Origin of the sequence: Floridaenema flaviceps BLCC-F50 (assembly GCF_041929275.2) — a bacterium.
GTDB classification, from domain to species: domain Bacteria; phylum Cyanobacteriota; class Cyanobacteriia; order Cyanobacteriales; family Aerosakkonemataceae; genus Floridanema; species Floridanema flaviceps.
Map to the genome: position 1 here is coordinate 734,912 of NZ_JBHFNR020000002.1, position 15,655 is coordinate 750,566.

Genomic DNA, 15,655 nt, shown 5'->3' on the forward strand with positions numbered 1-15,655 from the left:
CATTATTTTCCCGTTAGCTAGGTTTCTTGTAGAACGTTGTGGATTAGTTCTGCTGCTAGTTCTAGCTTATCGCGATCGGTGAGGGCGTATAGATCTATGGTGATAATTCTTGTGCGATCGCTAAAGCATTCTGGTAAACTTGTTGACTAATGCGTGCGCCTTGTGAAATTAGTTGGTCTAAAATATCTTTGACATTGGGAATTAAACCCTCATCTTTGGCAAGTAAAAGTGTACCAACTGTACCAATAACAGGTAGATTTCGAGATTGTGCTATTCTGCGTGCATTCAGATCGTCGAGCAATAATTGATCTACACCCAACTCTTCTGCCAGTATAATTGCCGCGCATTCGCCTAAGTCAAGATCTGTAGCTGCTTGAAGAACAAGTATTTTTTGAGAATCACTAACTGAGCGCACTTCGATCCAACTTGCTAAGGGAACTTCTCTTACAGCTGGATGTGTTCCTGTGGTTACTTCTGTATAAACTTCTTGGGGAATAATTACTTGTCCAAAAACATCTCGAAGAATATTCAGTTGTCCTACTTTTGCTAGTTCGCTTAAGGGTGTAGTGTCAGAAACAACTATCACTTCTTGTATTTCTCCAAGATGCGTTTCGCTTGTTCTACCTCACGTTCTAATTCTTCGCGTGTTTGATCTGGAAATGGGGAGATATCGTACTTACTCATTAAGTCGGAAAGTTGCCATCTATCTATACCTAGCAGTTTTGCAGCTTTTCCAGCACTGATATCGGCGTGCCGCAATAATGTCATTACGTAGGCTTCTTTTGCTTTTTTTTCTGCTTCTAACCGGACTGCTTCAGGTATTTGTGAAATCTCTAAATTGAATTTAACTTCTGTTTCCATTGTTTTCCCGTTAGCTAAGTTTCTTGTAGGACGTTGTGGATTAGTTCTGCTGCTAGTTCTAGCTTATCGCGATCGCTAAAAACTCTCTCCAGTCAACTCACTATATTAACGATATGCTTCTCTTCGATGTACAATTAGCAAAATGGTAATGATTTGATTTTCTTCATCTATTCTGTAAATAATTCGCCAATCACCAACTCGATAACGAAAACATCCAGCAAAATTACCTTTAAGGGACTTAATATTAGGATGTTCGTAGGGATTTTCCCGTAGTTGCTCAAAGCAGCGGTTTAGTCGTTCTACTAATGATAATTCTGCCTGTTCGTAAAACTTTTGTGCTTTTCGAGTTAATGTTAGTTCATACATGACGACGGATGCGATCGAAAGACACAACTTCCCCTACTTCTGCTTCCTCTACAGCTTCGCGGAACGCTTCTGTAAAACCAGGAATACTCAAAAGTTCTTCTGTTGCCTCATTTTCTTCTCTTTCTTGCAAATAAGCGAGAAAGTCAACCGCTACACGCAATCGATCTGGGGAAAGCTGATGTAATCGACGTTCTGCTTCTTTAAGTAATGTTATGTCTTGTTGCTCAGTTTCCATTGTTTTCCGATAGCTAGGTTTCTTGTAAGACGTTGTGAATCAGTTCTGCTGCTAGTTCTAGCTTATCGCGATCGGTCAATGCTTCCAGGTCAATAGTAACAACTGACTTGCGTTTGGGTATGGGTGTGGATGCAGGTGTTGTGGGTAATTGTAAGCTTTCGTAGAAATAATCAATAGTTTTGCCGTATATCCCTGCAAATGCAGGTAATTCCCTTTCTGCATCTACCTTGCGTTTCCCGTTCTCAATGGTGGATATAGCTTGTTGGCTCAAAATTATACCGTAGCGATTTTCTAGCTGTTCGATGACCTGCTCTTGTGTCAGACCAAGTGATTCACGGGTAGCTTTAAGACGCTTGCCCAAGGAAAACGTCATATCAAGAAATCGTGTAAAGGACAGTAAAATCCTATAAATTTCGTTAAGAAGACTCTATACGAGAAACGTATGGGTATACGATAATAGTGTAAAACCACACAGTCTCAAGATGGAAAAACAACCAGGAGACTAAGAATTTTATTGTCTAAAGAATAATACAAGGAAGCGTGGTATGAGTTGGTCAATTACTCAAAGATTTACTCCTGATAATGTTAATGAAGTTCCCAATAATTTAAAAGGAATTTATGCAATATGGGGAGAAAATGATAATTCTCTCTATTATGGAATGTCAAGAAGTTGTATTAAAGATCGCTTGCAAGCTCATGTTAAAAAGTGGCGCAATGGGAGCAAGGCAATAGCTATGCTTTTAGACACGGGAGCGGCTGGGCAATTATTTTTTGCATATAAAGAAACAAACGAACCAAGGCTTGAAGAAGCTGTCCTAATACGTAGTGAGATGCCTTGGGGTAACAGACGACGTGAATCTGTGCGACTTGAAGATTAACACAAGACTTAAAAAAGAAAGAAAATGTTTGAAGACAGACTTTTTACTCCCAAGTATTTTTTGGGATGGATTCCCACATCTATACCCCTTGGTATAGTCCTGGGAAGTACGCTAGGCGGTGGTTTTGGCGGTACTGTAGCAGGGATTCTCTCTCTCTGTTTTACTGGGCTAGTTTTTTTGGGATTAGCTTATCTGTTCAATAAGTCTCAGGGGAAAACCCCAGTTAATTGGGAAATCATTTGGTGGTGTTATCCCTCTTGTTCTATGTTTTTGTTTATTTGGAAACTGTTGTCAGCTGGTGGTCGATTCTACCGTTAGGAGTAAGCTGTGAAATTATCAGTCGATCGTCAAGAAAAAAAAGGCTTTTTTGGTGGGTCTTTCTATGAAACTTTGATTCGGGCAACTTTGACAGAGCAGGAAACAAAAGTTGCTTATGAACAAAGAATTATGGATTTAACTCTCATTGGTGATGGGGATGTTTCTTCCGATGATACAGCTAGGTTATTGCATCTCTGTAATCGGACACGCCTATCAATGTCAGATTTAACTATAGGAATAATTGCCAAAGCCAATGATGCCAGCCAATTAGGAATGCTTGCATGGTTAGAAAATCGAGTTAGGGAACGTTGCAAAGAATTCAAGTCTATTATTGAAACTGCCATGAATAACAAGGAAGCGATGAATCAATCTTATGAAGAGGAATTCTAGGATTCATAATTCTCGTATTCAGCGTTATGATAATGCAGTTTAAATAGTGCGATCGCCTTTTTGTTAATGAAGAAATGAAAGTGCGATCGCCTTTCAATTTCCTACTCAATGAAAAGTGCGATCGCAGTTTTGTTAATCAAGAAATGTCAAAGCGATCGCCTTTTAATTTATTACTTAATGTGAGTGCGATCGCTATGCTCGTTAATCAAGAAATGGAAAAGCGATCGCCTGTTAATTGACTACTCAATGAAAAGTGCGCTCGCTCTGCTTGTTAATTAAGAAATGTCAAAGCGATCGCATTTGAATTTACTACTTAATGAAAGTGCGATCGCGTCAGCGTGCCGTAGGCATATCGCTCAATTCTAAATGCTCCAATCATCCTTGCTGAAAATTCCCAGAAGATGATTGTGCTACCCGCCTCACTGCTTCAATATCCAAGCTTAATCTTTCAGCTATTTCTGAAACACTCAAACCTAACTGCAATAATAGAGGAACTGTCTCTAACTTGCCTTCTTCTTTACCTTCTTCCTTTGCTTCTTGATAAAACCTGGTTTGCTTTAAATCGCTTAATCCAAACATAGCTTCTAACTCCTGACGACTTAACGCGGTAAACTTGTAAACTAATACGCTCTCAATCAATTCTAAAACTTTCTGCTTGAATCCTTCATCCAATAATTGTGCCCTTGCTTGCTGCATCAGTCGGTTAGTTAACTCAACTGTTGCTGCTGTTTCTTCGCTTCCCACTACTAGTTGTACCATGCCCAATGCTAGGGAAGGTTCCGGTATTTGAATTAACTCATCAAGATAGACAAATATTACTTGTTGATCTGCAAGTAATCCTCGATATTGTCTTGGTATTCCAGGATCTAAGTTTCTTTTTCCAAATATGGCAACTGCACGCCAATCGTTAGCAGGTTGATATTGACCCAGGTAAACAAATATTTCGGCAAAGAAGCGCCAGTAAAAGTCAGCTTTTGGTTGAAACTGCACTTCTACAAAATAAATCGGATTGTCGGGAGTGTTTTTTAATGGTAAAAATACACCATCAAAGCTACGAGATAGTTCTTTGACTTCTTGTGAGACAAAAGTATAATTTTGTGCTATTGATGGGGGTTGACCGATGAGTTCAAATAGTAGATTTGGGAAGGTTTGGAATAGCTGATAAAAGATGTTGTCGGTTTTCACACAATTTGGTTGTTATATGGGGGGAGTTAATTATATTTTGACATAAATTAGGATGCGATCGCCAATGAATTTACTACTCAATCAAAAGTGCGATCGCTCTAACTTATAATATTGGCAATGACTGTACTGTAATCTCTGTTAAATTAGCTAATCTCAGATCATTTGTTAACAAAACTGCATTTAAAGATTGTGCCGTTGCTGCAATTATTGCGTCAGCCAACCGCAGGCTGTAATTTTTCCGAAAGGCGATCGCTAATTCTTTGATATTTCCCTCTAGCCCAACTACAGTAATTTTAGTTAAAAAATCACCAATTTGTAACTCTTCGTCCGCAGTGAGACTAGGATAAGATAACAATTCAATCTCTGTAATCACAGAAATAAAATAATTTCCTGACGGCAAGGGGCTAGTTAAACGACCACCCAAGTAGTACAAAACAATGTTAGTATCTAACAAAATTAAAGGGTTTGTCACTACCACTCATCCCTTATTCTGTACTGATACTGCAAAGGGTCTTCACTTAATTTTATAACACCTGCATATTGGGAAATATTAAAATCCTCTTTTTCTGTTAATTGAGATTCTGCTAATAGTTGTTCAATTTTCTGCCAGTCTTCATAATCAATCAATACGGCAACTGGTTTCATTGATTCATCTGTGACAATTTTTTTCCGAAAAGGTAGCATAACTGAAAATTACAAAGCAAAGATTTTCCTTTTATATTATAGTGAAAAGCGATCGCTATGCTTGTTAATCAAGAAATGGCAAAGCGATCGCCTATGAATTTATTACTTAATGTGAGTGCGATCGCATCAGCGTGCCGTAGGCATATCGCTCAATTCTAAATCCCGCCAAATCATCCTTGCTGAAAATTCCCAGAAGATGCTTGTGCTACCTGCCTCACCGCTTCTATATCCAAGCTTAATCTTTCTGCTATTTCTGAAACACTCAAACCTAACTGCAATAACAAGGGAACTGTTTCTAACTTGCCTTCTAACTTGCCTTCTAATTTGCCTTCTTCTTTACCTTCTTCCTTTGCTTCTTGATAAAACCTGGTTTGCTTTAAATCGCTTAATCCAAACATAGCTTCTAACTCCTGACGACTTAACGCGGTAAACTTGTAAACTAATACGCTTTCAATCAATTCTAAAACTTTCTGCTTGAATCCTTCATCCAATAATTGTGCCCTTGCTTGCTGCATCAGTCGGTTAGTTAACTCAACTGTTGCTGCTGTTTCTTCGCTTCCCACTACTAGTTGTACCATGCCCAATGCTAGGGAAGGTTCCGGTATTTGAATTAACTCATCAAGATAGACAAATATTACTTGTTGATCTGCAAGTAATCCTCGATATTGTCTTGGTATTCCAGGATCTAAGTTTCTTTTTCCAAATATGGCAACTGCACGCCAATCGTTAGCAGGTTGATATTGACCCAGGTAGACAAATATTTCGGCAAAGAAGCGCCAGTAAAAGTCGGCTTTTGGTTGAAACTGCACTTCTACAAAATAAATCGGATTGTCGGGAGTGTTTTTTAATGGTAAAAATACACCATCAAAGCTACGAGATAGTTCTTTGACTTCTTGTGAGACAAAAGTATAATTTTGTGCTATTGATGGGGGTTGACCGATGAGTTCAAATAGTAGATTTGGGAAGGTTTGAAATAGCTGATAAAAGATGTTGTCGGTTTTCACACAATTTGGTTGTTATATGGGGGGAGTTAATTATATTTTGACATAAATTAGGATGCGATCGCCTGAGAATTTACTACTCCATGAAAAGTGCGATCGCTATGCTTTTTACTCAATAACATGAAGGATTCGCTACGCTCAATCTGAGTTCAAAGGTCGCAATTCATCTCACAGTCGTAGGGGTAATTCATGAATTACCCCTACTGTGACGGGAGTCCTCTTGCGACATTGAGATAGTAAACTAGGGAATGTCTGAAATAGTTGATAAAAAATTGTGTCGGTTCTCACATTAGGTTTAAGCAATGATTTAAATTAAGTTTAAGGGAAATAAGTGTCAGCAAATCTTTGGAAATTTCCCATGCGATCGACTCAGCTTGCGAAAAATTTACCCTACGTATTTAATCCTTTTAGTTAGTGATCGATATCACAGGTTAAAGATGATTATGATCGCTATCAAAGCTTTTTTAAACAGCCATACTACTAACAACTGAACTCTAGCCGAGTCATCGACAGGGAACACACAATCAGCCGACAGTGCAAACAAGTAAACTGTCGGTTTTTTATTGTCAAAAACTTTCCGTAAATTCACTAAGTTTTCACTCATAAAATTTCCCCACCTTTTGTCAGTGTTCTAACATTTTTGGAGCTAGGAAACACCAACAAGGGTGGGGAAACAGATTAAAATTAACAAGGTAAGGTCTTGCTTCTAACGCTAAGGCTGAAGATTAAGACATCCCCTGAATGAGATAATCAAAGTAAGGTGCGGCTTCGGCGGCTTCTTCATCGCTCAAAAGTGCTAAGGAAGCTTTTTTGAGGCAACGAATGGCTTCTGCCATGCCGGGTACGGGTACACCGAGAGAGTTGTACATTTCGCGTGCGCCAATTAAACCAATTTTTTCAATTGGTTCTTTATCACCAGCGAGAATACCATAAGTAACTAGGCGTAAGTACCAGCCATAGTCTCGCAGACAGAGGGCGCGTTCGCGTTGTCCGTAGGCATTGCCACCGGGCGCAATGAAGTCAGGACGTTTCTGCCATAGCTGTTTACTGGCTTCTTGAACAATCTTTTTTTCATTTTCGGCTAGGGTAGCGGCTATGTTTGTCCGCACTAAGCCTGTTTGAAAAAAGTTTTTAATAGCAGTCAGTTCCCCGGTGCTGGGATAACGGAGTTCGTCGTCGGCTTTGAGAATAACTTGGCTTACTACACTCATGATTTATTAGAAGGTCTGAGGATACCATTTCGTAGTTTACCGATATGAAGGGACGCAAGGGAATGGGGAGATGGGGAGATGGGGAGGTGGGGAGGTGGGGAGATGGGGAGATGGGGAGAAATTGAATCGAAAATCTAAAATTTAAAGTTGGAAAGATGGTTAAAACTGGAAACATTTTGTTACAAACTGGTAGTGAAAATTTGGATGACCTTTGGAAACAGGGGCGGTTAGTTGAGGTTGAGATTACCGATCTCTCGGATACGGGGGATGGGGTGGGGCGTTTTGGGGAGAGGGTGGTGTTTGTGCCGGATACGGTGGTGGGCGATCGCATTTCCGCCCGCTTACTCCGCGTTAAGCCACAATACGCCTTTGGCAAACTCCAAGAGATTATTGAACCCTCTGCCCATCGTACCCGCCCTGGCTGCATTGTGGCGGATAAATGCGGGGGTTGCCAATGGCAGCATATTAACTATGAGTATCAATTGGAAGCAAAGCGGAATTTGGTGATTCAAGCTTTGGAACGGATTGGCGGAATTTCTGAGCCACCTGTGGATGCGGTTTTGGCGGGGGATTCGGCTTTGGGGTATCGGAATAAATCTACTTATCCTGTGGGTTTGTCGTCTATCCAGAAGGTGCAGGCGGGCTATTTCCAAAAGGGATCTCATCAGATTGTGAATTTGAATCAATGCCCGGTACAGGATGCTAGGTTAAATCCTTTGCTGAGTGAGGTAAAGCAGGACATTCAAGCACGGGGTTGGCGCATTTATAACGAAAAACACCATCGGGGGCAAGTACGCTATCTGTCGCTGCGGATTGGGCGACGCACGGGGGAAATGTTGTTAACTTTGGTGGTGAAGGATTGGGATTTGCCTGGTATTGAGGCTCAGGCAGAAGCGTGGTTGAAGCGTTATCCTCAGTTGGTGGGGGTGTCGCTGAATCGTAATCCCGATCGCACTAACGCTAATTTCGGCGAAGAAACCCGCTGTATTGCCGGAAAAGCTTTTTTACGAGAAAAGTTTGCCGATCTAGAGTTTCAAATTCGCCCCGATACCTTTTTCCAAGTAAATACAGAAGTGGCCCAGTTGCTGTTAAAAGAAATTATTGGGCAACTTAATTTACAAGGAAATGAGGTTTTGGTTGATGCTTATTCTGGCATTGGTACGATGAGTTTGCCTCTGGCAAAATTGGTGCGCCAAGTAGTTGGTTTGGAAGTGCAACGGGAGGCAGTGGAACAAGCTGAGGCGAATGTTATTTTGAATCAGATTACTAATGCTAGTTTTCAGGTGGGAGAGGTAGAAAATTTGTTGCCACAGTTGCAAGTAACGCCGGATATTGTGTTGTTAGATCCGCCGAGGAAAGGTTGCGATCGCGCTGTGTTAGATTCTCTGTTGCAAATTCAGCCGAGTCGGATTGTTTATGTTAGTTGTAAACCTGCGACTTTGGCACGCGATCTGAAAATATTGTGTGCTGGTGGTTATCAATTAGTTAGAGTGCAACCTGCTGATTTCTTTCCCCAAACTCCTCATGTTGAATGTGCGGCTTTTTTGGTGAAATGAATCTAGATCCCTTTTAGATCCCCGACTTCTTGAAGAAGTCGGGGATCTGGGTCTTAAGTTATGATTGAAGTGAGATTGGGAATTATGTTGGAGCAGAAATTAGAAGCACTGAAAGGAATTTTCGCCCAAATGGATCGGGCGATTATTGCTTATTCGGGAGGAATTGATAGTACTTTGGTGGCGAAGGTTGCTTATGATGTTTTGGGCGATCGCGCTTTGGCTATAACTGCCCAATCGCCTTCTTTATTACCAGAAGATTTGGAAGATGCCAAGATTCAAGCACTACAAATTGGGATTCCACATCAAGTAATTCAAACTCATGAAATGGAGAATCCGAATTACACTTCTAACCCAATAAATCGCTGTTATTTCTGCAAAAGTGAATTGCATGATACCCTAAAACCTTTAGCTTTAAGTTTGGGTTATCCTTATGTTGTAGATGGGGTAAATGCGGATGATTTAAGAGATTATCGTCCGGGGATTCAAGCAGCTAAGGAACGGGGTGCGCGATCGCCTTTAGCGGAAGTAGGAATTACGAAAATGGAAGTGCGAGAAATTTCTAAATTTTTAGGACTTCCTTGGTGGGATAAACCTGCTCAACCTTGTTTAAGTTCTCGCTTTCCTTATGGGGAAGAAATTACGATCGCTAAATTACAAAGAGTCGGGAGAGCAGAACTTTATTTGCGGAAGTTGGGGTGGCAAAATCTGCGCGTGCGATCGACTGGAGATACCGCAAAAATTGAATTAGCACCCGAACAAATTAAAGAGTTTGTTTTAACTACCGATTTACCTCAATTAGTCACTGCTTTTCAAGAGTTTGGATTTATTTATGTAACTCTGGATTTAGAAGGTTATCGCAGTGGCAAATTAAATCAAGTGCTTTCCCCAGAAATTCGCAATCGTAATACCCCCTCTCAACTAATGATGAGTTAATCAGGTTCGTTGTAAACACTTTAGTGTTCTTCGCTAACAAAGCAAGCACTAAAGTGCTTACAACAAACTTGTTAGTTACTTTTTTGATTGTTATTTTACTAATTGTTGGTTAGGTGACTAAAGTAAAAAAACTTTAGCTAAAGTACTTTCAATAAAGTAAGAAATTACACAATTACTCAATTATTGGTTAAACTAAAGTAAAAATGTATAATCTCCGACATAATCCAAACTAAAAATATATCACTATTTTGAAGGATAAGTAAGACTAACTGGCAAATAAATCATCCCTTTCAGCAATTAGATTGCATTAGGGAATTATCGGCAAAAAAATAATGTAAGATATACAATTAGTAGATGCGTTTTTTGCATAAAAGTGCGCCTCTCATTAGGTTGTATTTTGTTTACAAATTCCAAAACAGTATTAAAATATACAAAATTTTCTTAATAAGTAACTTTATCCCGAAACTTTCTGGTAAAAGTTAATAGGAAAGCCTAAATACCTGGTAAAAAAAACTAGTGCAGTGCGACAGGAATAACTACACCAAACAAGTGAAAAAGCTTTGGATAAACCTTGTTTCCTTCTGCTTTCTGCCTTCTGCCTTTTTGTACTAGGTTAAAACCTAATTTACAAGGCGGGTGCCTAATTATGGTGAACACAGAAACTTACCCCCTAGATTCCCTGAATATGTCAGCTATCAGCCGTTTGGAACACAGCTTTTTCCAAGTAGGCGAATCAAAGAATGGAAAAAGCACTAGGTTAGAGTCTTTAGGAATTAAAAATTGCGGTAATGTGTATCGTAATTTATCAGTATCGCAGTTAGTAGAACATACTTTAGCACGCCAAGAAGGTATTTTAGGCGAGAATGGCGCGGTGTTTGTGAAGACAGGTAAGTATACAGGTCGATCGCCTAAAGATAAGTTTATTGTTGACGAACCAAGCATTCATGATGAGATTGATTGGAACGGCGTAAATGTGCCGATTTCTGTAGAGAAATTCGATCAACTGTACAAGAAAGCACTTGCTTATATGCAAGGCAAAGATTTATATGTTTTTGACGGTTATGTTGGTGCCGATCCTGAATATCGGTTAGGTGTAAGAGTAGTAAATGAATTTGCTTGGCACAATTTATTTGTGCATCAATTGTTTATTAGACCAACAGCAGAAGAACTTAAGCATCATCATGCAGATGTGACAGTAATTTCCGTTCCCGGTTTACAAGGCGATCCAGAAACTGATGGCATTCATAGCGAAGCATTTATTGTTGTCAATTTCTTGAAAGGAATTGTTTTAATTGGTGGAACTCACTATGCTGGCGAAATGAAAAAATCCGTGTTTTCATTCATGAATTATTTGATGACGAAACGGAATGTTTTGCCAATGCACTGTGCGGCAAATATGGATGAAAATGGTAAGACAGCTTTATTTTTCGGTCTTTCTGGCACAGGAAAAACCACGTTATCTGCCGATCCAAAACGCCGTTTGATCGGTGATGATGAACATGGATGGTCAACGCGAGGAATCTTCAATTTTGAAGGTGGATGTTATGCTAAAACTATTCGCCTTTGTAAGAAGAATGAACCGCAAATTTGGGAAGCTTTGCGCTTTGGTTCGTTAATTGAAAATGTGACGATCGATCCAGAAAAACGAGTTCCTGATTACAATGATAGCAGCGTTACGGAAAATACTAGGGCTGCTTATCCTGTAGAATTTATTCCGAATTGTGTAATTCCTGGTTTTGGTGGTCATCCAAAAACTGTGATCTTTTTAACTGCTGATGCTTTTGGTGTTTTGCCTCCGATTTCTAAGTTAACAAATAGACAGGCAATGTATCATTTCATTTCTGGTTATACCAGTAATTTAGCTGGTACAGAAAGGGGAATTACTGAACCGCAAGCGACATTTTCTTCTTGTTTTGGTAAGCCATTTTTACCCCTGTCTCCGATTGTTTACGCTGAGATGCTGTACGACAGAATTATTGAGTATAATGCTGATGTTTATTTGGTAAATACTGGTTGGACTGGTGGGCCTTATGGTGTGGGTAAACGGATTGCGATCGCAGATACTCGTGCTATGATATCAGCTGCCTTGAGTGGTGAATTAAATCATGTAAAATTCCATCACCATCCAATTTTCCAAATTTTAGTTCCTGAGTCAGTTCCGGGTGTAGATAGTAATATTTTAGATCCGATTAAAACTTGGAGTGACCCAGAAGCATATCAAGAAAAAGCGAAAGCTTTGGCGCAGAAGTTTGTAGAAAACTTTAAGCAATACCAACGAGTACCGAGAGAAATTTTGGAAGCTGCGCCTAGTTTAGGTTAACTGACATCTTGCGCCAGTCGCAAAATCCGCCTGGGAATCAATTCCCAGGCTCATAGCGAAAGTCCTCTAAACAGGACTAAAATATTTGAGATTTATTTGCTTTCAGTCCACTTCAGTGGAGTTGAGCTATTAGCCTGCGAATTGATTCGCAGGCGGGCCAAAATCGCAGGTGCAAGATCCTTAGCTAAGTCGATCGAAAAGCGATCGTTGAATTAATCATCAGCTTTTGATAATCTCTTGTTTGGGGTGGGTAATTCCTACCCTTATTTTTATGTTGTTTGGGAGAAAAGATTCAGTGGGTTTAAAACTGGAAAATGTCATTCCTTGGGGTCGCAGTTTGGATGAATATGTGAGAATGTTTAATCTCACTACAGATGAGTTAAAGTTAAATATTTTAGATTGTGCTGGTGGCCCTGCTAGTTTTAATGCGGAAATGACTGAGCAAGGATATAATGTCATATCTTGCGATCCGGTTTACTATTTTACTGCTGATGAAATTAGGCAGCGAATTCAAGATACTTACTCAGCAGTTGTGAATGGCGTGAAAGCTAATTTAGATTGCTATGTGTGGCAGGAAATTACCTCTCCTGAACACTTAGGACAGGTACGCATGGCAGCAATGGCAAAGTTTTTGGCAGATTTTGACTTTGGACTAAAAGAAGGGCGATATTTGCCTCATGGTTTGCCAGTTTTACCTTTTAATAATTGTCAGTTTGATTTAGCTTTATGCTCGCATTTCCTGTTTACTTATTCCGATCAACTTTTAGAAGAATTCCATTTAGCAGCGATTCGAGAAATGTGTCGGGTTGCTAAAGAAGTGAGAATTTTTCCAATTTTAAATATATCGGGAGAAGTATCACCAATTTTAGAAGCTGTAATTAACAAATTGGAAATGCAAGGTTATACTGTGGAAGTTAAACAGGTGTTGTATGAATTTCAAAAAGGCGGCAACCAAATATTAAAGGTATGTCCGCCCAAGTGAAATTTTAAATAGATGGTTATACTTCGATCGGAACCAGAAAACAACCATTAATTCGCCAACTACCATCGAGTTGTTTTTCCATTTGGTAAAGCGCCCTTCTGGGGTTTCCTTCGGGATCGAGTACCAATACTGGTTGCGCCAAAGCACCGTTGACTATTGCCAGGTTTTCAAATATCACAGAACGAGGACGGTAGACTGCTTCGTAGGAAGAACGCACCATCTCCATGAAGTTTTCCGGGGTTTGGAAGGTAACTTGAATTCCTGGGGTAGCAAGTGAGAATGCGGTAATGGCATCCTCTTGCTGAAATGCTTCCAGTTGGCGTTCGATAACAAACCGGATGGCGGCGCGATCGCTATCTGTAATTTGCATCTGTTTTGCCTTTGTTTCTATAAACACTACTAATAGGGCAGTTTACTTAAATTATAGAAAGGCTAACCGCTACTGGCTAGGTAGAAAACTTAAGAAAGGTTAATAATTTGACCTTCTACCAGTTAGTTAAATTTTGTCTATCTGTGGGAATACTAAATTTAACAGATTTTAATGGTGCTGACAGAATGTTAGATTTAGTTAGTTTAAGAAAAACTGGCACAGGTTGGGAATTTGCCAGCGAAGCTGCTTTGGAAGATTTTGTCTGGTTAAATTTACCTCAGTTGTTTGGGTTAACTCCTCTGAAGCGTCAATATTCTGTAGATGGGCAATTTTGCGATATTTTAGCTTTGGGTGAAAGTCAAGAGTTGGTGGTTTTGGAATTGAAGAATGTTGAGGATAGATATGTTGTGCAGCAGCTAACTCGCTATTATCATGCTTTGTGCGAAAAAAAGGCTTTTAGTGAGCAAATTGATTATGAAAAACCTGTGCGGTTGATTGCTGTTGCACCAAGTTTTCATCGAGATAATTTGATTGATAGAAAGTATCACCATTTGTCTATTGAATTTGGGCAATTTACGATTTTGGCAGAGTCAGAAAAGTACTATCTTCAGTTGAAAGATTTGGAGAATGAGAAAGTTACAAAATTAGAGATTCCGTTTCAAGAACAAGAAACTAAGGATAATATACCTGATCCTCCTAGAGCGTTTCTTAACCGCCTAGCTAAATGTACTGATAAAGAACAAAAGCAAATATTAAAAATTCGGCAGAAAATTCTGAGTTTTGATCAACGGATGCAGGAAACAGCTAATGGAGGAAATTTCAAGTATGGTAAAGGTCAAAATTTATGTGCAGAATTGTATTTTAATAGTAATTCAAATGAGGCTATTTTGTTCCTTTGGCTACCTTTTTTAAGGCAAAGACCAAGCCGCGCTAGAGCCAGAATATTCACTAATTGGAAAACTGTTTCACATATTGGTTATGCAAATAAAGGATTCCTCAAAGTAAAAATTGTAATGCAAATAGAGCATTATAAAATAGAGCTAAGATATTACAGAAAAGATCTAGCGACTATAGACAATTATGAAAATTTAGAAATTTTGGTTGACTCATGCTTAGAAGAGTGGCGGAAAAAGCTATAAATATAGCTGATACCAAATCCGTGTTAGCAACCCGATTGGCGTATCTTCTTCTTCTTTCTTCGCGCTCTTCGCGTCTTCGCGGTTCAAATAAAAAGGGGGTAATCAACCCGGATTTAGTATCAAACAATTAGCAAAGATCAAATGAATTTAACACTCTATCTATCACAATAAAAATTATGATTGTTAGGTACGTTGTTGCGCTTTAGCGCTAAAGCGCAACAACGTACCTCAAACTAGTTTAGATATAATACATAGGATTATTATGTTTACGCTCATCCCTCAGCTGACACAAATCTTGAAGAGTATAACGGCTGAGAATTGCTTCGGAAGCAGAATTAGCTTGTTGCCAAACTTTATAAATTGTTTCCTTTTCTACAGTGCAATAATCCGATCGCTTTTTCTCTCTCTGCTCACCTTCTAAAGAAATCACAACTTCTAATACAGTAATCTCCCAAGGTTCACGGCTTAATACATAGCCACCTTTAGAACCACGATGACTTTGTACTAAACCACCACGTCGCAGACTAGTAAAAACTTGTTCTAAGTAACGTTCAGGAATTGGCTGTTTAGTTGTAATTTCACTAAGAGTTAACGGAACTTTTTTAGTCGTATGGCTGGCTAATTCTATAAGTGCTAACAAGGCATATTCCAGCTTGGAAGATAGTTCCATAAGACTGTAAGTTTGGTTGTTTGGGGGAGAATCTAACATGATATCGTTGTTAAATAAATGAACAAAACAATTTTTGCTTTTTAAAATATTGAAAATTTTAAATTAGTTGGCATAGTTAAAAGAACATAAATTACACCTGTTCCTAAAAGCATTACCACTAAACTAAAAAGAATTACCCACCGTTTTGAAGGTTGGTAAGTATCGGCATCAATTGCACTCAAAACCCAAAAATAGTGCTGGGTTGAAAGTAAGACTGTTAGTAAACCAATTCCGGCAAAAAGTAAGCCGAGTGCCCAACCGTAACCTGTTCCTGGTACATCAGGTGAAATCAAATAGCGTAGGCGTGCAATTAATACTCCAAAACCTGTCAGAGCGATCGCAGTTCGCATCCATGCCAAATAGGTTCTTTCGTTGGCTAAATGATCTCTGGTTCGCTCCGAACTTGTTTTTGCCCTGGTTACAGCTTTTTTTGCGGCTAATTCAGAATTCACCTGTGCTAACGGCTCAATAGTTTTGGGATAATCGCTAGTTTCTTGGGGTGGTTCCATAAGTCTAA

At 39.4% G+C, this 15,655-nt stretch carries 22 protein-coding genes and 1 pseudogene; 9 read left to right on the forward strand and 14 right to left on the reverse strand.

What is annotated here, in order from left to right; all coding sequences use genetic code 11:
* Positions 1-94 precede the first annotated feature (94 nt).
* From ACE1CI_RS23295 to ACE1CI_RS23315, 5 genes and pseudogenes are all read right to left on the reverse strand, one after another.
* Positions 95-586, reverse strand: a complete 492-nt coding sequence (locus ACE1CI_RS23295; protein ID WP_413263320.1) for a PIN domain-containing protein — start codon at positions 584-586, stop codon at positions 95-97.
* Entirely contained in the window at positions 583-861 is a 279-nt protein-coding gene (locus ACE1CI_RS23300) for a UPF0175 family protein (protein WP_413263319.1), read from the reverse strand. Before ACE1CI_RS23300 ends, ACE1CI_RS23295 begins: the two co-directional genes overlap by 4 nt.
* 105 nt (positions 862-966) lie before the next feature.
* Positions 967-1,227: a type II toxin-antitoxin system RelE family toxin gene (locus ACE1CI_RS23305; RefSeq protein WP_413263318.1), complete on the reverse strand. Its 261-nt coding sequence runs from the start codon at positions 1,225-1,227 to the stop codon at positions 967-969.
* Positions 1,220-1,462, reverse strand: a complete 243-nt coding sequence (locus ACE1CI_RS23310) for a hypothetical protein (protein ID WP_413263317.1) — start codon at positions 1,460-1,462, stop codon at positions 1,220-1,222. The genes ACE1CI_RS23305 and ACE1CI_RS23310 overlap by 8 nt, the downstream gene beginning before the upstream one ends.
* 241 nt (positions 1,463-1,703) lie before the next feature.
* Positions 1,704-1,835, reverse strand: a pseudogene (locus ACE1CI_RS23315) (XRE family transcriptional regulator); the annotation flags it as partial.
* Positions 1,836-2,007: 172 nt separating this feature from the next.
* Here ACE1CI_RS23315 and ACE1CI_RS23320 point away from each other — a divergent pair.
* The 4 genes from ACE1CI_RS23320 to ACE1CI_RS23335 all read left to right on the forward strand — a co-directional run bounded on the left by ACE1CI_RS23320 (position 2,008) and on the right by ACE1CI_RS23335 (position 3,287).
* Positions 2,008-2,340: a GIY-YIG nuclease family protein gene (locus ACE1CI_RS23320; RefSeq protein ID WP_413263316.1), complete on the forward strand. Its 333-nt coding sequence runs from the start codon at positions 2,008-2,010 to the stop codon at positions 2,338-2,340.
* Between the two features lie 24 nt (positions 2,341-2,364).
* A complete protein-coding gene (locus ACE1CI_RS23325; RefSeq protein ID WP_413263315.1) occupies positions 2,365-2,658 on the forward strand; it encodes a hypothetical protein in 294 nt (97 codons plus the stop codon).
* A 9-nt stretch (positions 2,659-2,667) separates the two neighbouring features.
* The gene (locus ACE1CI_RS23330) at positions 2,668-3,048 is read left to right on the forward strand and encodes a hypothetical protein (protein WP_413263314.1); all 381 of its coding nucleotides are present in this window, start codon (positions 2,668-2,670) and stop codon (positions 3,046-3,048) included.
* Between the two features lie 74 nt (positions 3,049-3,122).
* Positions 3,123-3,287: a hypothetical protein gene (locus ACE1CI_RS23335; RefSeq protein ID WP_413263313.1), complete on the forward strand. Its 165-nt coding sequence runs from the start codon at positions 3,123-3,125 to the stop codon at positions 3,285-3,287.
* A gap of 136 nt (positions 3,288-3,423) precedes the next feature.
* Here ACE1CI_RS23335 and ACE1CI_RS23340 read toward each other — a convergent pair whose 3' ends face one another.
* The 6 genes from ACE1CI_RS23340 to ACE1CI_RS23365 form a co-directional block, all read right to left on the reverse strand.
* A complete protein-coding gene (locus ACE1CI_RS23340; RefSeq protein WP_496615735.1) occupies positions 3,424-4,233 on the reverse strand; it encodes an Rpn family recombination-promoting nuclease/putative transposase in 810 nt (269 codons plus the stop codon).
* 103 nt (positions 4,234-4,336) lie between these two features.
* Positions 4,337-4,711, reverse strand: coding sequence for a type II toxin-antitoxin system VapC family toxin (locus ACE1CI_RS23345; protein WP_459564046.1), 375 nt, complete (start codon positions 4,709-4,711; stop codon positions 4,337-4,339).
* A complete protein-coding gene (locus tag ACE1CI_RS23350) occupies positions 4,705-4,917 on the reverse strand; it encodes a RelB antitoxin-like protein (RefSeq protein WP_413264142.1) in 213 nt (70 codons plus the stop codon). Before ACE1CI_RS23350 ends, ACE1CI_RS23345 begins: the two co-directional genes overlap by 7 nt.
* Before the next feature lie 170 nt (positions 4,918-5,087).
* Entirely contained in the window at positions 5,088-5,921 is an 834-nt protein-coding gene (locus ACE1CI_RS23355) for an Rpn family recombination-promoting nuclease/putative transposase (RefSeq protein ID WP_496615737.1), read from the reverse strand.
* A gap of 421 nt (positions 5,922-6,342) precedes the next feature.
* On the reverse strand, positions 6,343-6,522 hold the full coding sequence (locus ACE1CI_RS23360; protein WP_413264229.1) for a hypothetical protein: 180 nt from the start codon (positions 6,520-6,522) through the stop codon (positions 6,343-6,345).
* Positions 6,523-6,643: 121 nt separating this feature from the next.
* Complete coding sequence (locus ACE1CI_RS23365) at positions 6,644-7,129, reverse strand: bilin-binding protein (protein ID WP_413264228.1); 486 nt, start codon at positions 7,127-7,129, stop codon at positions 6,644-6,646.
* A 155-nt stretch (positions 7,130-7,284) separates the two neighbouring features.
* Here ACE1CI_RS23365 and rlmD point away from each other — a divergent pair, with 155 nt between their 5' ends.
* The 4 genes from rlmD to ACE1CI_RS23385 all read left to right on the forward strand — a co-directional run bounded on the left by rlmD (position 7,285) and on the right by ACE1CI_RS23385 (position 12,920).
* On the forward strand, positions 7,285-8,685 hold the full coding sequence (gene rlmD, locus ACE1CI_RS23370; RefSeq protein WP_413264227.1) for a 23S rRNA (uracil(1939)-C(5))-methyltransferase RlmD: 1,401 nt from the start codon (positions 7,285-7,287) through the stop codon (positions 8,683-8,685).
* Positions 8,686-8,769: 84 nt separating this feature from the next.
* Positions 8,770-9,618, forward strand: coding sequence for an ATP-dependent sacrificial sulfur transferase LarE (gene larE, locus ACE1CI_RS23375; RefSeq protein ID WP_413264230.1), 849 nt, complete (start codon positions 8,770-8,772; stop codon positions 9,616-9,618).
* Between the two features lie 646 nt (positions 9,619-10,264).
* Positions 10,265-11,938, forward strand: coding sequence for a phosphoenolpyruvate carboxykinase (ATP) (pckA, locus tag ACE1CI_RS23380; RefSeq protein WP_413264226.1), 1,674 nt, complete (start codon positions 10,265-10,267; stop codon positions 11,936-11,938).
* A gap of 295 nt (positions 11,939-12,233) precedes the next feature.
* A complete protein-coding gene (locus ACE1CI_RS23385) occupies positions 12,234-12,920 on the forward strand; it encodes an SAM-dependent methyltransferase (protein WP_413264225.1) in 687 nt (228 codons plus the stop codon).
* Positions 12,921-12,936: 16 nt separating this feature from the next.
* Here the strand turns inward: ACE1CI_RS23385 and ACE1CI_RS23390 are convergent, their stop codons facing one another.
* Entirely contained in the window at positions 12,937-13,290 is a 354-nt protein-coding gene (locus tag ACE1CI_RS23390; protein ID WP_413264224.1) for a DUF4864 domain-containing protein, read from the reverse strand.
* A 107-nt stretch (positions 13,291-13,397) separates the two neighbouring features.
* On the opposite strand from ACE1CI_RS23390, the gene ACE1CI_RS23395 reads away from it, so the two are divergent.
* Positions 13,398-14,429, forward strand: a complete 1,032-nt coding sequence (locus ACE1CI_RS23395; RefSeq protein ID WP_413264223.1) for an endonuclease NucS domain-containing protein — start codon at positions 13,398-13,400, stop codon at positions 14,427-14,429.
* A 238-nt stretch (positions 14,430-14,667) separates the two neighbouring features.
* Here ACE1CI_RS23395 and ACE1CI_RS23400 read toward each other — a convergent pair whose 3' ends face one another.
* Complete coding sequence (locus ACE1CI_RS23400; RefSeq protein WP_413264222.1) at positions 14,668-15,099, reverse strand: RrF2 family transcriptional regulator; 432 nt, start codon at positions 15,097-15,099, stop codon at positions 14,668-14,670.
* Between the two features lie 80 nt (positions 15,100-15,179).
* Complete coding sequence (locus ACE1CI_RS23405) at positions 15,180-15,647, reverse strand: YidH family protein (RefSeq protein ID WP_413264221.1); 468 nt, start codon at positions 15,645-15,647, stop codon at positions 15,180-15,182.
* Positions 15,648-15,655: the final 8 nt, after the last annotated feature.

Excerpts from the sequence above, each read along its gene's own strand:
- ACE1CI_RS23310 (WP_413263317.1), bottom strand. The coding sequence starts at position 1,462 with ATGGAAACTGAGCAACAAGACATAACATTACTTAAAGAAGCAGAACGT.
- ACE1CI_RS23390 (WP_413264224.1), bottom strand. The coding sequence starts at position 13,290 with ATGCAAATTACAGATAGCGATCGCGCCGCCATCCGGTTTGTTATCGAA.
- pckA (WP_413264226.1), top strand. The coding sequence starts at position 10,265 with ATGGTGAACACAGAAACTTACCCCCTAGATTCCCTGAATATGTCAGCT.
- ACE1CI_RS23405 (WP_413264221.1), bottom strand. The coding sequence starts at position 15,647 with ATGGAACCACCCCAAGAAACTAGCGATTATCCCAAAACTATTGAGCCG.
- rlmD (WP_413264227.1), top strand. The coding sequence starts at position 7,285 with ATGGTTAAAACTGGAAACATTTTGTTACAAACTGGTAGTGAAAATTTG.
- ACE1CI_RS23350 (WP_413264142.1), bottom strand. The coding sequence starts at position 4,917 with ATGCTACCTTTTCGGAAAAAAATTGTCACAGATGAATCAATGAAACCA.
- ACE1CI_RS23300 (WP_413263319.1), bottom strand. The coding sequence starts at position 861 with ATGGAAACAGAAGTTAAATTCAATTTAGAGATTTCACAAATACCTGAA.
- ACE1CI_RS23305 (WP_413263318.1), bottom strand. The coding sequence starts at position 1,227 with ATGTATGAACTAACATTAACTCGAAAAGCACAAAAGTTTTACGAACAG.
- ACE1CI_RS23325 (WP_413263315.1), top strand. The coding sequence starts at position 2,365 with ATGTTTGAAGACAGACTTTTTACTCCCAAGTATTTTTTGGGATGGATT.
- ACE1CI_RS23335 (WP_413263313.1), top strand. The coding sequence starts at position 3,123 with ATGAAAGTGCGATCGCCTTTCAATTTCCTACTCAATGAAAAGTGCGAT.
- ACE1CI_RS23365 (WP_413264228.1), bottom strand. The coding sequence starts at position 7,129 with ATGAGTGTAGTAAGCCAAGTTATTCTCAAAGCCGACGACGAACTCCGT.
- larE (WP_413264230.1), top strand. The coding sequence starts at position 8,770 with ATGTTGGAGCAGAAATTAGAAGCACTGAAAGGAATTTTCGCCCAAATG.
- ACE1CI_RS23400 (WP_413264222.1), bottom strand. The coding sequence starts at position 15,099 with ATGGAACTATCTTCCAAGCTGGAATATGCCTTGTTAGCACTTATAGAA.
- ACE1CI_RS23320 (WP_413263316.1), top strand. The coding sequence starts at position 2,008 with ATGAGTTGGTCAATTACTCAAAGATTTACTCCTGATAATGTTAATGAA.
- ACE1CI_RS23360 (WP_413264229.1), bottom strand. The coding sequence starts at position 6,522 with ATGAGTGAAAACTTAGTGAATTTACGGAAAGTTTTTGACAATAAAAAA.